14 protein-coding genes are annotated in these 14,333 nt (G+C 53.9%); 8 read left to right on the top strand and 6 right to left on the bottom strand.

Features of this window, described 5'->3' with window-relative positions; genetic code table 11:
• The first annotated feature begins 592 nt into the window (after window positions 1–592).
• The gene (locus tag Q0796_RS13620) at window positions 593–1,486 is read left to right on the top strand and encodes a DMT family transporter (protein ID WP_298444148.1); all 894 of its coding nucleotides are present in this window, start codon (window positions 593–595) and stop codon (window positions 1,484–1,486) included.
• Window positions 1,456–2,064: a MerR family transcriptional regulator gene (locus Q0796_RS13615; RefSeq protein WP_298444146.1), complete on the top strand. Its 609-nt coding sequence runs from the start codon at window positions 1,456–1,458 to the stop codon at window positions 2,062–2,064. The genes Q0796_RS13620 and Q0796_RS13615 overlap by 31 nt, the downstream gene beginning before the upstream one ends.
• A gap of 16 nt (window positions 2,065–2,080) precedes the next feature.
• Here Q0796_RS13615 and Q0796_RS13610 read toward each other — a convergent pair whose 3' ends face one another.
• On the bottom strand, window positions 2,081–2,398 hold the full coding sequence (locus Q0796_RS13610) for a metalloregulator ArsR/SmtB family transcription factor (protein WP_298444144.1): 318 nt from the start codon (window positions 2,396–2,398) through the stop codon (window positions 2,081–2,083).
• Between the two features lie 18 nt (window positions 2,399–2,416).
• On the bottom strand, window positions 2,417–2,680 hold the full coding sequence (locus Q0796_RS13605) for a hypothetical protein (protein ID WP_298444143.1): 264 nt from the start codon (window positions 2,678–2,680) through the stop codon (window positions 2,417–2,419).
• Here Q0796_RS13605 and Q0796_RS13600 point away from each other — a divergent pair.
• Complete coding sequence (locus tag Q0796_RS13600; protein WP_298444142.1) at window positions 2,658–3,716, top strand: permease; 1,059 nt, start codon at window positions 2,658–2,660, stop codon at window positions 3,714–3,716. The genes Q0796_RS13605 and Q0796_RS13600 overlap by 23 nt on opposite strands.
• A 1,489-nt stretch (window positions 3,717–5,205) precedes the next feature.
• On the opposite strand, the gene Q0796_RS13595 is transcribed toward Q0796_RS13600, so the two are convergent.
• Window positions 5,206–6,444 carry a hypothetical protein gene (locus tag Q0796_RS13595; RefSeq protein WP_298444141.1) on the bottom strand — a complete coding sequence of 413 codons (1,239 nt, stop codon included), beginning with the start codon at window positions 6,442–6,444 and terminating at the stop codon, window positions 5,206–5,208.
• 170 nt (window positions 6,445–6,614) lie between these two features.
• On the opposite strand from Q0796_RS13595, the gene Q0796_RS13590 reads away from it, so the two are divergent.
• A complete protein-coding gene (locus tag Q0796_RS13590; RefSeq protein WP_298444139.1) occupies window positions 6,615–7,277 on the top strand; it encodes a response regulator transcription factor in 663 nt (220 codons plus the stop codon).
• On the top strand, window positions 7,270–8,616 hold the full coding sequence (locus tag Q0796_RS13585; protein WP_298444138.1) for a HAMP domain-containing sensor histidine kinase: 1,347 nt from the start codon (window positions 7,270–7,272) through the stop codon (window positions 8,614–8,616). The genes Q0796_RS13590 and Q0796_RS13585 overlap by 8 nt, the downstream gene beginning before the upstream one ends.
• 13 nt (window positions 8,617–8,629) lie before the next feature.
• Here Q0796_RS13585 and rimI read toward each other — a convergent pair whose 3' ends face one another.
• Both rimI and Q0796_RS13575 read right to left on the bottom strand, forming a co-directional pair.
• Window positions 8,630–9,085 carry a ribosomal protein S18-alanine N-acetyltransferase gene (gene rimI, locus Q0796_RS13580; RefSeq protein ID WP_298444136.1) on the bottom strand — a complete coding sequence of 152 codons (456 nt, stop codon included), beginning with the start codon at window positions 9,083–9,085 and terminating at the stop codon, window positions 8,630–8,632.
• Window positions 9,076–9,411, bottom strand: coding sequence for a DNA polymerase III subunit psi (locus Q0796_RS13575; protein WP_298444135.1), 336 nt, complete (start codon window positions 9,409–9,411; stop codon window positions 9,076–9,078). Before Q0796_RS13575 ends, rimI begins: the two co-directional genes overlap by 10 nt.
• 139 nt (window positions 9,412–9,550) lie before the next feature.
• Here Q0796_RS13575 and Q0796_RS13570 point away from each other — a divergent pair, with 139 nt between their 5' ends.
• Window positions 9,551–10,114 carry a DUF3157 family protein gene (locus Q0796_RS13570; RefSeq protein ID WP_298444133.1) on the top strand — a complete coding sequence of 188 codons (564 nt, stop codon included), beginning with the start codon at window positions 9,551–9,553 and terminating at the stop codon, window positions 10,112–10,114.
• A gap of 57 nt (window positions 10,115–10,171) precedes the next feature.
• Here Q0796_RS13570 and Q0796_RS13565 read toward each other — a convergent pair whose 3' ends face one another.
• Window positions 10,172–10,372: a hypothetical protein gene (locus Q0796_RS13565; protein WP_298444131.1), complete on the bottom strand. Its 201-nt coding sequence runs from the start codon at window positions 10,370–10,372 to the stop codon at window positions 10,172–10,174.
• Between the two features lie 285 nt (window positions 10,373–10,657).
• On the opposite strand from Q0796_RS13565, the gene Q0796_RS13560 reads away from it, so the two are divergent.
• The gene (locus tag Q0796_RS13560) at window positions 10,658–12,124 is read left to right on the top strand and encodes a catalase (RefSeq protein WP_298444130.1); all 1,467 of its coding nucleotides are present in this window, start codon (window positions 10,658–10,660) and stop codon (window positions 12,122–12,124) included.
• Window positions 12,125–12,301: 177 nt separating this feature from the next.
• Window positions 12,302–13,891 carry a DUF4041 domain-containing protein gene (locus Q0796_RS13555; protein ID WP_298444128.1) on the top strand — a complete coding sequence of 530 codons (1,590 nt, stop codon included), beginning with the start codon at window positions 12,302–12,304 and terminating at the stop codon, window positions 13,889–13,891.
• The last annotated feature ends 442 nt before the right edge of the window (window positions 13,892–14,333 follow it).

The raw sequence follows: 14,333 nt of genomic DNA, 5'->3' as shown, positions 1-14,333 counted from the left end.
GTTTCCAGTTAGTGATATTGCGCTTTGACGTACCCATGCATATGTCCCGAATTCTCAGTTCAAGGATCAGATCGCCGTCGCGCTGATTGGTTCAATACGATTTAGGAAACAACGCCCTTCAGCGATACCACCACACTTAGGGCATTTAGATTTATTTCCCGTAAAGGAACTATTAGTGCAATTTTCAATTACTATGCCTGATCCGAAAGAAAATCCACATTTTTTACATACAGCGGGTAAATTGACCACGTATCCTCCTTGGCACTTAACAGCTTATTAGGATGCCAACTGGCACTTTGTTTACATCAACGCTTGGCATCCTATCTTCGTTGCCATATTACGCAAACAAGAGTAATTCCAAACTATTTCAGCACCTTAGAACAAGAACTCCGTTCAATCCAGTGAAACCGTTGCGGCATAGGATGAATCCCGCTGTAATCAACATGCCAGCGCCGTTTTCCTTGCCAACGTGCGATCGCCACAACACCCCATCGTTCAAGAAAGAGCCTGCCAGAATTCCCCGCCACCAACCCTTGACCCGTCTACCCGTATCGGGTTGATCCTCTCCGCCTTGATGAATCAGGAGGTGGCAATGCAACACAGGATAAAGGCCCAGTGGCGGCAACTGCCAGACAGCGGCAAAGGGGTGGCACTGGCGCTCTGTTCCACTTTGGGGTTTGTACTAGTGGGCGTGCTGGTGCGGATGCTGAGCGAGCGCTTTGAGCCGTTCCAAATTCTGTTTTTTCGCCAACTGGTGTTTGTGGCGGTGCTGCTGCCCGCCATCAGCCGCAACTTAGCCGAACTGCTGAAGCCTAAGCGGGTGTCGATGCATCTGGCGCGGATCGTCGGTGCCTTTGTCGCGTTCTATTTCAGCTTTATCTCGGTCAGCAACTTACCGCTGGCCGACGCCACGGCGCTGGGCTTTACCCAGGTGTTGTTCGTGGCGGTGATTGCCAAACTGTGGCTAAGCGAAGATCTAAGCCGCAGCCGGTTGTTCAGTCTTGGTTTCGGCTTTTTGGGGGTGATGATGGTGGTGCAGCCCAACTTTTCCGCTGGCGAGCTGCACTTTATTGGCGCGGGGCTACTGGCTGCAATGGGCGCTGCGGTGGCGGTGATTGTGGTGCGTGCCTTGGCGCAAAGCCAATCGAAGTTAATGCTGCTTACCTACCAAGCGGTGGCCGTTGGCTTGATCGCCTTGGTGCCAAGCCTGCACCAGTGGCAGTGGCCAACCCCGCCGGAGTTAACCTTACTGCTGTTGGTGGGCGGGATCTCTTCTGTGGCGCAGTGGCTGGGGGTAAGTGCGTATCAATGGGCAGCAGCCAATGTGGTGGCGAACGTAGAGTATGTAAAAATCCTCTACGCGCTGGCGCTGGGGATCCTCTTGTTTGCTGAACGCCCAAACCTATTGGCCGTGGCGGGCGCGGCGGTGTTGATCGCCAGTGCCGTGATACCCTTATGGCTATCGCATCAGCGCCGCCAGCAATGAACGCCAAGCGAGCCAACATCAACAACGGCGTGAACCACCATAGCGAGAGTACAACAACGATGTTAAGCGTGACTCAACTGGCCACGGCCTGCGGCGTTTCCCGCACCACGGTGCTCTATTACGAGCGCCAAGGGCTGCTGCAACCCGCTTACCGCAGCGACAACGGTTATCGCTGGTATGGCGCTAAACAGCAGCAGCAACTGCAAGCGATTTTGGCCTATCGTGGTTTTGGGATCAGCACCAAAGAGATAGCCCCGCTGCTGCACACTTGCGATGCAGACCAGCAAGAGCAGGCGCTGCAACGTCAGTTTCAGCGGCTAGAAACCGAAGTGTTGCAGCTACGGCAACAGCAGCGCGCCATTATGATGCTGTTGAAGCGGCCACAAAGCTTAACTGCCGCACCGGTAGATAAAGCGGGTTGGGTTGCCATCATGCAAGATCTGGGGTTTAGCGAACACGATATGCAGCAATGGCATCGGCGCTTTGAACAGATGGCGCCAGAGGATCACCTGCGTTTTTTGCAATCACTGCAATTGGATGAGCACCAGATAAAACAAATTCGAGATCACTCGCGCTAAGCGGGTGGCGCCTTGTTTACTGCTCTGCCGGATCCACCGCTGCGTCGGTTTGGTTAACGCAGCACTCTTCCAGCAAAAACGCCGCTAGGGCTTCTAATTTGTCGTATTGCGGCACGCAATAGAGGGTGCGGCCTTCCCGCCGCTGCACCACTAAGCCAACGTTCACCAACTTGGTGATGTGGTGTGACAACGTAGAACCGGGCACCTCTAAGGCGGTTTGGATCTGCCCTACTGGTACGCCGTTGCGGCCGCCCTTTACCAGATAACGAAACACCTGCAAGCGGGTAGGATGCCCCAGCTCGGCCAGCCGTTTGGCGGCGATGTCTATCTCCATCGAGCTATCCTCAATCTGTCAGTCAAAAGTAAATTCGATAGTAGCAGAAGCATCGATGTATGCCACTGACTTCAACCGTTGCTCCTCGGCTCCACCACGGCCTGCGCTCTTTCCGTTCAACGCTAGCGCCACAAGCAATGCACGCTCAGCGTCGCCACCATTTATCATTTCGATAATTTTAGAAATGTAGTTGACGAATAAGTGTGCATCTATATAATTCGACAAATATCGAAATGAAGCATTCTCTTGTGGAGGCGTTATGAGCCCTGAATTTTTATCCATGCTTGAAGAAGCCTTAGGCATGTTTGCCTTTTTGGCGGTTGAGCTAACCATCCTGTTTTTGGTGATCAGCTACCTCGTGGGGGTGCTGCAAGTGTTCATCACCCCCGCCAAGGTGCAATCGATCTTAAGCTCCCGCAATGGCAAGGGCTATGTGATTGCCGCGCTGCTGGGATCCATCACCCCGTTCTGTTCCTGCTCGACCATCCCATTTTTAAAAGGGCTGCTGCGGGCTCGCGCCGGATTTGGGCCGATGATGGTGTTTCTGTTCTCTAGCCCGTTGCTGAATCCGGTGATCATCGGCCTGTTTGTGGTGACCTTTGGCATTGAGGTGGCGGCGTTCTACTTTGTGGTTGCTTTGGCGGTGTCCATCAGCGCCGGTTACCTGTTAGAAAAGCTCGGCTTTGAACGCTATGTGCGTGCAGAAGCCTACCAAGATGGCCAAAGCAGTGGCTGTGGTGCCAGCACGCCTGCCCCAGCGGCAAGCAGCTGTTGCAGCGGCGAAGCCAAACCTGCGCCCGTTGCCAGCAGTTGCTGTGGCAGCGATCCCAAGCCGAAAAGCGATTGCAACGACAGCACGCCCACGGCCTGTGGCGACAGCGCAGCAGCCACCCCAGCACCAGAGCGTAACCGCTGGCTCAAGATCTGGGACGCCACTTGGAAAGACTTTAAGCAGGTGCTGCCTTACTTGTTGCTGGGGATCACCTTGGGCTCGTTCATCTACGGCTTTATCCCCACCGATTTGATTGCCCAATACGCCGGTGATGGGGTGTGGTACGCCATTCCTGTGGCGGCAGTGATTGGTATTCCGCTGTACATTCGCGCCGAAGCGGTTATTCCACTGAGTGCCGCATTGGTGAAAAAGGGGATGGCGTTAGGTTCGGTCATGGCGTTGATCATCGGCAGCGCCGGTGCCAGCTTAACCGAAGTCATTCTGCTGAAATCGATCTTTAAGAATCAGATGATTGCCGCCTTCTTGGCCGTGATTCTGTCGATGGCGATGGCCGCCGGTTACCTTTACATGGTGATCTTCGCCTAAGGCTAAGAGCCCTCAAGCGCCATAAAAAACCAAAGCCCCTCGCCTTGCGGTGAGGGTCTTTTTCGTAGATTTGGCTAAACCCCGACCGACAAGGCCGGTTGTAGGTTTGATTAGCCGCAGGCGTAATCGAACAATGGTGCGGATAATCGAATAACGGTGCGGGCAATCGAACAACGGCGCGGCGTGGCGTGCACGGTTGGCGTTGTCACGTTACGCCAAACAGCGGCTAACGTGACCTACAAATTCTCACCGCCACATCACCGCAATCATCACCGCCAATCCTCGCAGGGGGCGCGGCCATCGTTTGGATAACCCCCGACCAACAAGGTGGGTTGTAGGTTTGATTAGCCGCAGGCGTAATCGAACTACGGTGCGGGAAATCGAACAACGGTGCGGCGTGGCGTGCACGGTTGGCGCTGTCACGTTACGCCAAACAGCGGCTAACGGGACCTACAAATTCTCACCGCCACATCACCACAATCATCGCCGCCAATCCTCGCAGGGGGCGCGGCCATCGTTTGGATACCCCCCCGACCGACAAGGTGGGTTGTAGGTTTGATTAGCCGCAGGCGTAATCGAACAATGGTGCGGATAATCGAACAACGACGCGGATAATCGAACAACGGCGCGGCATGGTGTGCACGGTGGCGGTGTCACGTTACGCCAAAGAGCGACTAACGGGACCTACAAATTCTCACCGCCACATCACCACAATCATCGCCGCCAATCATCACAGGGCATGTGGCCATCGTTTGGATAACCCCCGACCTACGAGGTTGGTTGTAGGTTTGATTAGCCGCAGGCGTAATCGAACAACGGCGCGGGTAATCGAACAACGGTGCGGCGTGGCGTGCACGGTTGGCGCTGTCACGTTACGCCAAACAGCGGCTAACGTGACCTACAAATTCTCACCGCCACATCACCACATCACCACATCACCACATCACCACAATCATCGCCGCCAATCCTCACAGGAGGCGCGGCCATCGTCGGGCTAAACCCCGACCAACAAGGTGGGTTGTAGGTTTGATTAGCCGCGGGCGTAATCGAACAACGGCGCGGGTAATCAAACAACGGCGTGGCGTGCACGGTGGCGGTGTCACGTTACGCCAAAGAGCGGCTAACGGGACCTACAAATTCTCACCGCCACATCACCACAATCATCGCCGCCAATCCTCGCAGGGGGCGCGGCCATCGTTTGGATACCCCCCCGACCGACAAGGTGGGTTGTAGGTTTGATTAGCCGCAGGCGTAATCGAACAATGGTGCGGATAATCGAACAACGACGCGGATAATCGAACAACGGCGCGGCATGGTGTGCACGGTGGCGGTGTCACGTTACGCCAAACAGCGGCTAACGGGACCTACAAATTCTCACCGCCACATCACCACAATCATCACAATCATCACCGCCAATTATCACCGGGTATGTGGCCATCGTTTGGATAAACCCCGACCGACGAAGCCACCACACCGCCGCCTTTACGCCTTACAAGGTAACAACGGTGTCGGTAAAGCCTAACTGTTCGATGGCTTGCAGCCGGTTAACGCCGTCGCGGTTATCCACCATGTCTTCAACGGTGGTCACGCCATTGCTGTCGGTTTGCCACTGGTATTGCGCGGAACTGCCTGAAAACAACACCGTGTTGCTGCCGTCGTTGCCGCTGATGTGGTTGTTCCTTTGGTTTACCACCACATTCACTGGGTTGCTGCCGGTTAGGGTGATGTCTTGCAGGTATTGGGCATGATGGGTGTAGGGCTTAGAGGCATCAAATCGCAGGCTAAAATCGCCGCTAAAGCTGGCATCAATGCGGGCGTTATAGGTTAGGTATGGGTGAAACAACTTAGCCTGCATCAGCGCCCAACCTTGTGGATCGCTTTGCGGTAATTGCTCGCGGGTTTTGCCGTAATAGAGCCCCCACATGCTGTGATCGCTGCTTTCGTCCCACGCGCCCCACAGGCCGTAATAGGCATCAATCAGCGACGCTAAATACTCTTGAGACAAGCTGTTCTCTGCCGTTAATTCATCAATCCAATCTTGCGAACCAATGCCCCAACGGTTGTCGTTTAAGGCCTCAATTTGCGCGGCGCGGATCTCCGCTTGGTACTCTGGCAACACCCCCGCAAAACTGGCGTTTTGATCAACCCCGATGCCGTAATCGTGCACCAAATGCAGGATCTCTTCGAAGGTGGCATCACGATGTTCATAGTTTTGCGCGGTATACCACGGCCCACCTTCCACTTGGATCTCATCGTGATACAGCGGCTGGCCATCAAGTTCCGCCGCGGGGTTGGTGCCGTCGTCGCTGCCGTTCAACAGCAGTAAGATGGCGCCGTTTTCGGCCATTTTATTGCCAATCGCGTCCTTATTGGCCCCGTATTCAGAGCCGGGGTATGGCGCCAAATAATGCTGCAGTACATTGCGAACTCGCACTATCTGGTTATCGCTGAGTTGATCCTGCGCCACAATATGAATGGCACCACCATCGGCGCTTGCCACCTTGGTGTGGCGGTTAAATTTCAACGCTTTGGTGTAGGTCTCGGCTAGGGCTTGCGGCACCGCACCAATCCCCAGCGCCAATGTGGGCTCTGGCAAGGCGGTGCCGTTGTCTGGCACCGTTGGAGGCGTGCCATTGTCTGGCACCGTTGGGGTGCTGCTGGAATCAGAATTGCAGCCAATCAGGCTTAGGCTGGCAACCACCGCCACGGCAATAAGGGCATTACGCATAAGATCACTCGGTCACTAAAACAGGTTGTTCAGTGTGCCGCAGCGGCTTGGCTAACGGGGTAAGCGAACGTAAGCAAGCCGTGGCCAAAGTAAGCGTATGTAAGCGCTCTAGGTTTCCGCCCTTAGCCTTTGTACTATAACCAGCTTCTTTCCCCTTGCTTGTAACTGCCGTGGCCAAAGCTCGATTATTGATTGTTGAAGACGACCTAGAGATCGCCAACCTCACCGCGATGTATCTGCACGCCGAAGGCTATCAGTGCGATGTGGTTGAAGATGGTGAACAAGCCTTAGCGGCATTGCGACAGTGCCCGCCTCAGTTGATGATCCTTGATCTGATGTTGCCGAAACTGAGCGGCGTCGAGGTGTGCCAGCAAGCTCGGCAGTTCTACCACGCGCCAATTCTGGTGCTCACCGCCTGTGCCGATGAGATGAGCGAAGTCAGTTTGTTGAAACTCGGTGCCGACGATTACCTTACCAAGCCAATCAAGCCGCACCTGTTGGTGGCTCGCATTGAGGCGCTGTTGCGGCGCAGCCAAGCGCCAACCCAAACCTGGCAACTGCAACCGCAACACAAGGCGGTGCGTTATCACGATCACACCATCACCTTGACCGACGCCGAGTTTGAGATGATGCAACTGCTGACCGATCATGTCGGCCAAGTGGTGAGCCGCGAGCACTGCTGCCAAGCCCTGCGGGGGATCCAATACGACAGCCATGATCGCTCGGTGGATATGCGGATCAGCAGTTTGCGTAAAAAACTGAATGACGCCCACCCGCCCTACCAAGTGATCCTCACCATTCGCAACAAAGGGTACATGCTGGTTAATGGCTAAATTGCGGCTCTCTCTGTTTGCTCGCCTGTATGGCAGCATTGTGCTGGCGTTGCTGGTTAGCGTGTTACTGGTGTTGTGGTTAAGCGACAGCTTTTTCGCCCAAGACGACATCAACGATTTTGTGCGCGACACCCATGGGGTGATGCGCTTAGTTGAATCCGAAGCTCAGCTGCAGCATCTCTCGCCACAGCACTATTTGCATCAACATCAGTTGCCCGAACTGCCGCAATTTCAGGTGCAGTGGCTGCCTGCCAACACCCCACCGTGCCAGCACTGCCAGCAAGTCGCCCAGCTTAATGGGGTAACGGTGTATCAGTTTGACGACGACCGTTTGCAAGCGCTGCACCCCAGTGGCAGCGGCTATGTGCTGATCCGCGATAACGTTGAATTTGAACTGGGCATTGATGATCTTCGCTGGTTTGAAGATCCGGATAAGCTGATCCCCGTTATGCTGATCTTGGTGGCGTTGCTGGTGCTTGGCACCATGCTGTATCTGCCCATTCGGCAACTGCAGCAGCAGATCCAGCGGTTGATGGCCACCCAACAAGCCTTTGGCCAAGGGCAGCTGAGCGCCCGTGCCGATGAATCGATCCCCGCGCCGCTCAATACGCTGGCGAGTCACTTCAACACCATGGCGGATCAGATCAGCGAAACCGTTAGCCAAAGCCAGATCTTTGCCCAAGCGGTTCCCCACGAAATGCGTACCCCATTAGCGCGCATTCAATTAACGGTGGGCTTACTGCGCCAAGGGCAACGCCAAGCCCAGCTGGGGTTGCAACCCCATGCCCAGCCCGAGCTGCTGGACAACATCGACAGCTACGTTGACGATTTAGCTCAGCTCAGCGAGCAGGTGCTGCTGTTTTCTCGCTTACACAATGGCTACCACCCAGCCGCGCCGCAGTCGTTCAATTTGTTGGAATTTATCCAGGCGCGACTGCCGCACTACGCCACCAGCGATAAGGTGGGATTACAGCAGTCCATCCCCGCCGCCTTGCAGCTGCACAGTTCGCCACTGCACTTGCGCCTGGTGCTGGATAACGTGATCAACAACGCGCTGCGCTACGCCAATACCGTGGTAACGCTGCACGCCGAGCAACGCCAAAGCGTCACCATCATCACCGTTAGCGACGATGGCCACGGCATTGCGCCAGCGGATCAACAATTGATTTTTCTGCCATTTTCCCGCGTAGACAAAAGCCGCAACAGCAAAACCGGTGGCGTTGGCTTGGGGTTGGCCATCGCCAAAGCGGCGGCCAATAATTTAGGGGGGGAATTAACGGTGGTGTCGCAACCGTCACAGGGGGCGCAGTTTCAGCTTAGGATCCCGTCGCCACTGTGAACGCTTGCTGGTATTAGCCCGACGGCAGCTGCAACGACATCAACACCGCGTCTTCGCGGCCGCCGTTTGCGCCGGGGTAGTAGCCTTTGCGCAGGCTGTCTTGGTTGAAACCGGTTTTTTGATACAGGCCAATGGCCGCAGCGTTGCTGGCGCGAACCTCTAAAAAGCACACCGCCGCTTGGCGTTGCTGGGCTTGGGCTAACGCTTGGGTTAGCAGCTGGCCGCCAAGGCCATTGCCCTGCTGGGCGGGATCGACGCAGATGTTCACCAGCGTTAATTCATCCAACACCTGCTGAAACAGGTAAAACCCCACCGGCTTGCCATCTTGCAGCATCAACTCGCCCCAGTAGGGCTTCATCAAGCAACTGTAGAGGTTGGATTCGCTCCACGGCTGCGGGTGGCATTTGGTTTCCAGTGCCCAAAAGGCATTAAATCGCTGCGGCGAGGCCGCTTGGTAAGTTACAGCCATGATTGTAAGCGTTGCCATAAACGGCGCTTAGCGGCGGGCTCGGCCAGCTCGGCTAATGCGGCGGTGTGTAAGTGGGTGGGTCGGGTGGGCATATCGTGCTTTAACTGCCAGTAACGCTTGGCGTTGCCATCGTCACTGCACGCCGCAACCGTGCACTGTTCTGGGGTTAACTGCAGCAGCTGCAACACATCTAAAATCAGTGGGTGTTGCAGTGCCTCTGCCCCCACATTGACTAAGCACAGCTCCGCCGGTTTGGCCGGCACCTGATAAGGGGTGATCCCCATCTGCTGCAGCGCCGCGATTTGGCGCTCGGATAATTTACTCATGGGCGGCAAGATACCATGCTTCATCTAAATGTCAGCGACGGAGTTAGCATTGCCGCAAGATCCCAAGCCGCAATCTGGCTCACTTTACCCCGCAACCGCATCTGTTAAGCTGCAACGCATTATATCCGAGGATGACGACATGAAATTTTTGATCCCTTTGCTTGCGGCGCTTATCGCCACCCCAACCTTTGCCGCCGATCAACTGCTGCGCTTAGAAGATGGCCGTCAGGTACTGTTGAAAGCCGATTTCACTTGGGACTACGTGGTTGAGCCAAGCGCCGCAGCCGCGCCACAGCCTGATGCCATCGCCGTGGTTGCCCAGCCAGCCACCGTAGTAAGCCAGCCCCGTGGCGTGACCTTCAGCGCAAACCAAGATAAGCCGATTCTGCAAACCACCAAATCCGACATTACCGTGGTCTTAGCCGCACCGCACCTCGACGGCGATGAACTGGTGATCCCAACCAGTGTCATCAATACCGGCCTTGAATCCTTAATTGAAACCGATCTGCAGATCAGCATCAGCGTTCAGGGCGGCGAGCCACAACAGCACACGGTGAAGATCTGGCGTGCCATTAAACGCATGGCCAGCACCTACCTGCGCCCGGGCAAAAGCAAAGCCGGCAACGAAGTACGCATCAAGATTGAACCCGCTGCCCAATACCAGCTGGAAGCGAAGATCAGCCACATCGAAACCCGCAGCTAAGCCTTTCTTAGCCAGCAACAAAAAGGGAGCCAATTGGCTCCCTTTTTGTTGCTGCGATTACCGATACACTTTGCACTGCGTGCAGGGGCTGTCGCGATAACCCATGGTGTATTTGCAGCGAGGACAAGGCCGCTTGCCACTGTGATTACTGGGGGTAAACACAAACGGCTTGGGGGGCTGCCGCAACTTGCGCTGCCGCTGGCGCCAGTACCCAGCCGCCACGACCAACAACGCCACCACAATCAAAATCGTTACCATCACTCTGCCCTTCGCTACCGCTTGGGTTTAGCGTAACCGCTTGCCCCAAAACAGAGTGTTGTCTTGCTCACAACCAAGCGTTTCCCTATGCCGCTGAATTTTCGATTACGTTGATCAAGATCAATCCGTAGAACAGATTGCAATCGACAAATGCGAACAGCTCGAACTGTACTAATCGTTTTATTGGCTGGCTCATTTTCCCTATTCTTTCCCCATCGAAACGCGGCAGTGACACCGACTTGCCACTGCCGTTGACCACCACGACGTACAAATCGACATAGGAACATGAGCATGAATCATCGACTAACGACTCAAAATGGCGCCCCCATTGCTGACGACCAAAACAGCCTGAGCGCAGGCGCGCGCGGCGGCTTGATGCTGCAAGATTGGCAACTGATCGAAAAGCTGGCTCACTTCAACCGCGAACGCATCCCTGAGCGCGTGGTGCACGCGAAAGGCAGCGGCGCCTACGGCACCTTTACCTTGAACAAAGATCTGTCTGACTACACCATCGCCGATCACTTCCAGGGCGTTGGCAAACAAACCGAAGTGTTCCTGCGTTTCTCCACCGTCGGCGGTGAAGCCGGATCGGCAGACGCCGAGCGCGATCCCCGCGGTTTTGCGGTGCGCTTCTACACCGCCAACGGCAACCACGATGTGGTTGGCAACAACACCCCGGTGTTCTTCCTGCGCGATGGCATCAAGTTCCCCGACTTTATCCATACCCAAAAGCGTAACCCGCAAACCAACCTGAAAGATCCGCAAGCGATGTGGGACTTCTGGTCACTGACCCCCGAAGCGCTGCATCAGATCACCATCTTGATGTCGGATCGCGGCATTCCAGCCAACTACCGCACCATGAACGGTTACGGCAGCCACACCTTCTCGCTGTGGAACGCCAACGGTGAACGCTTCTGGGTTAAGTTTCACTTCAAGACCAAGCAGGGGATCAAGAACCTCAGCAACGAGCAAGCGGATGTGATTAAGGGGATCGATCCCGACCACGCCCAGCGCGATCTGTTCGGCGCCATCGAAGACGGCGACTTCCCGAAATGGTCGGTTAACGTGCAGATCATGCCGGAAGCGGATGCCGACAGTTACCACCTCAACCCATTTGATTTAACTAAGGTATGGCCGCACAAGGACTACCCGTTGATTGAGATTGGCGAGCTGGAGCTAAACCGCAACCCAGAAAACTACTTCAATGAAGTAGAGCAAGCGGCCTTTGCCCCATCCAACTTGGTGCCCGGCGTTGGCGCTTCACCAGATAAAATGTTGCAAGCGCGCCTGTTTGCTTACGCCGATGCCCAGCGTCACCGCGTTGGCACCAACTACAACCAGTTACCGGTGAACTGCCCGCACGCCAGCAAGCCGCAGCACTACCAGCCCGCCGGTGCCATGGCCGGTACTGGCTGCCCATTCCACGGTGCCGATGCCGACCGCGGCAGCAGCGTCAACTACGGCCCCAACAGCCAGCAAGGCCCAGCGCAATCGCCAACCATGGCAGAGCCGCCACTGCGTATCGACGGCGACATGGCCCGCTTCGACAAAACCGTCGAGGACGATTACCAACAAGCGGGGGATCTGTTCCGCATGATGAACCCCGAGCAGCAACAGCAACTGTTCGACACCATCGCCGGCACCCTGTCCCAAGCCAGTGCCGAAGTGCAGCAGCGGATGCTTGGCCATTTCGCTGAGGCCGATAGCGCTTACGCTGCTGGCATTGAGCAAGCCATCGCCAAGTTGAAGTGAGTGAAGTTGGTCGCTCGTAGCTGAAAGTTAGTAGTTAGGAGCGAAGAGTTAAATAAGAAAAACGGGACGCTAAGGCGTCCCGTTTTTCACGGTGAATAAAACTGATAAGAAGGTCAACAAAACAATTGGAAATATATTTTAAAATTCATAGATGCATATCTAATTTTGGATTTATAAATGGACAACGAAGTAATTATATTAACAATTTTATTTATCTTGTCGCTCATTGCCATTACTCTTTCTTCATCAGACAAAAACAAAGTAACAAAAGAGCTCAATGAAACTAAAGATTTATTAAAAAACTCGGAATGTGGATTGCAAAAGTCCAACATTAGGGTGGAGGCATTAGAAGCTGATTTACTTCAAGCTAACAATGAAATCGAGCAGTTAAGTCCTTTCCGCGAAGTTGCCGATGTTGCACTTGAGGCTAGCAGACTAAAAGCTGAAGCCGCTGAGCATGTAGAGCAACTATATGCTGAATCTAAGAGCAAAGCTGACACCCTCATTAGGGATGCTGAAGCACAACTTATTTTAGCTTCAGAACAACACAACAGCGCTGCTCTTGTAGTTGAAAAAATGAGAAGCGATGCACAAGCAGAAGCCTCTAATCTTATAAATAGCGCAAAAAGTGAAGCTCAAGAAATTGCGGGAAAAGCGTTAGAAGCGAAAAGAAATGCAAGCAGCTATGCTGCAGCAGCAAAAGCGATGAAAAACGCAATTGAAGGGTATGGTGATGAGTACATCATTCCTAACCACCATGCCCTTGATGATCTCGCTGATGAATATTGCCATAAAGAAGCAGGCCTAAAACTAAAAGAATGCAGAGCAACTACTAAAGCAATGATCTCATCTGGCAAAGCTGCCGACTGTGACTATGTAGAGCGCTATCGCAGAAACACCGCCATTAAATTTGTCTCTGATGCATTTAACGGCAAAGTCGATACGGTGATGTCGCGCGTTAAAAAAGATAACTTTGGCAAACTTAAGCAACAGATACTCGATGCATTTGAGTTGGTGAACCATCATGGTTCTGCCTTCAAAAACGCAAGAATTACCGACTTGTTCTTGCAGGCTAGAATCAATGAGTTGAAATGGGCTGTAGCAACCGAAGAACTTCGTTTAACCGAAAAAGCCGAACAACAAGCGATCAAAGCACAAATTCGGGACGAAGAACGCGCAAGAAAAGAGTTTGAGAAAGCTCAACGGGAAGCTGAAAAAGAAGAACGTTTGCTAGAAAAGGCAATGGAAAAGGCGCGGAAAGAGCTGGCTACAGCAAGCCAAGCAGAACGTACCCAATATGAGCAGCAGCTAGCAGATCTTCAGCAAAAATGGGAACAAGCTGAAGTTCGAAATCAACGCGCAATCTCAATGGCTCAGCAGACCAAAAAAGGTCACGTATACGTAATCTCTAACATTGGATCTTTTGGCGAGGATGTTGTCAAAGTAGGCATGACTCGACGACTAGAACCAATGGATCGCGTTAAAGAGCTTGGCGACGCCAGTGTACCTTTTGAGTTCGATGTACACGCTATGATTTTCAGTGAAGATGCACCAAAGCTGGAAAATGAATTACACCGACGTTTTGGTTACTCTCGAATGAACCGAGTGAATTTGCGTAAGGAGTTCTTCAGAGTGGCGCCATCTGAATTAAAAGCCGTGGTTGATGAGCTGGGCATTGAAGCGCAATGGACAATGAAAGCTGAGGCTGCTCAGTACCGAGAGTCTGTTGCGATTACTCACGCAGAACAAGATCAGGTTTCGGCTTAATCAGAAATAACTAAACATTTAGTACTTACCTGTAGCCGCAGGCGTAACGTGACAACGCCCAATCGCCAAGGCAGCACCACTTGTTCGATTACGCCTGCGGCTAATCAAACCTACGGCATCACGCCAACTTCGTAGGTCACGTTAGCCGCTCTTTGGCGTAACGTGACAACGCCCATGCGCCAAAGTAGACATGACTACGCCAGCGGCGATCCGAACACTGCACCACTTGTTCGATTACGCCTGCGGCTAATCAACCCTACGGGCATCATGCCAACATCGTAGGTCACGTTAGCCGCTTTTGGGCGTAACGTGACAACGCCAAAGCGTCAAAGCGTCAAAGCGTCAAAGCAGATGTAACTGCGCCAGCGGCGATCCGAACACTGCACCACTTGTTCGATTACGCCTGCGGCTAATCAACCCTACGGGCATCATGCCAACTTCG

It is taken from the genome of uncultured Ferrimonas sp. (assembly GCF_947489035.1).
In the GTDB taxonomy this organism is placed as follows: domain Bacteria; phylum Pseudomonadota; class Gammaproteobacteria; order Enterobacterales; family Shewanellaceae; genus Ferrimonas.
This window is presented reverse-complemented; position numbering and strand designations above follow the sequence as displayed.

Coding starts and splice junctions, on each gene's coding strand:
- Q0796_RS13620 (WP_298444148.1), top strand. CDS start 593: ATGCAACACAGGATAAAGGCCCAGTGGCGGCAACTGCCAGACAGCGGC.
- Q0796_RS13615 (WP_298444146.1), top strand. CDS start 1,456: ATGGCTATCGCATCAGCGCCGCCAGCAATGAACGCCAAGCGAGCCAAC.
- Q0796_RS13610 (WP_298444144.1), bottom strand. CDS start 2,398: ATGGAGATAGACATCGCCGCCAAACGGCTGGCCGAGCTGGGGCATCCT.
- Q0796_RS13600 (WP_298444142.1), top strand. CDS start 2,658: ATGAGCCCTGAATTTTTATCCATGCTTGAAGAAGCCTTAGGCATGTTT.
- Q0796_RS13605 (WP_298444143.1), bottom strand. CDS start 2,680: ATGGATAAAAATTCAGGGCTCATAACGCCTCCACAAGAGAATGCTTCA.
- Q0796_RS13595 (WP_298444141.1), bottom strand. CDS start 6,444: ATGCGTAATGCCCTTATTGCCGTGGCGGTGGTTGCCAGCCTAAGCCTG.
- Q0796_RS13585 (WP_298444138.1), top strand. CDS start 7,270: ATGGCTAAATTGCGGCTCTCTCTGTTTGCTCGCCTGTATGGCAGCATT.
- rimI (WP_298444136.1), bottom strand. CDS start 9,085: ATGGCTGTAACTTACCAAGCGGCCTCGCCGCAGCGATTTAATGCCTTT.
- Q0796_RS13575 (WP_298444135.1), bottom strand. CDS start 9,411: ATGAGTAAATTATCCGAGCGCCAAATCGCGGCGCTGCAGCAGATGGGG.
- Q0796_RS13570 (WP_298444133.1), top strand. CDS start 9,551: ATGAAATTTTTGATCCCTTTGCTTGCGGCGCTTATCGCCACCCCAACC.
- Q0796_RS13565 (WP_298444131.1), bottom strand. CDS start 10,372: ATGGTAACGATTTTGATTGTGGTGGCGTTGTTGGTCGTGGCGGCTGGG.
- Q0796_RS13560 (WP_298444130.1), top strand. CDS start 10,658: ATGAGCATGAATCATCGACTAACGACTCAAAATGGCGCCCCCATTGCT.
- Q0796_RS13555 (WP_298444128.1), top strand. CDS start 12,302: ATGGACAACGAAGTAATTATATTAACAATTTTATTTATCTTGTCGCTC.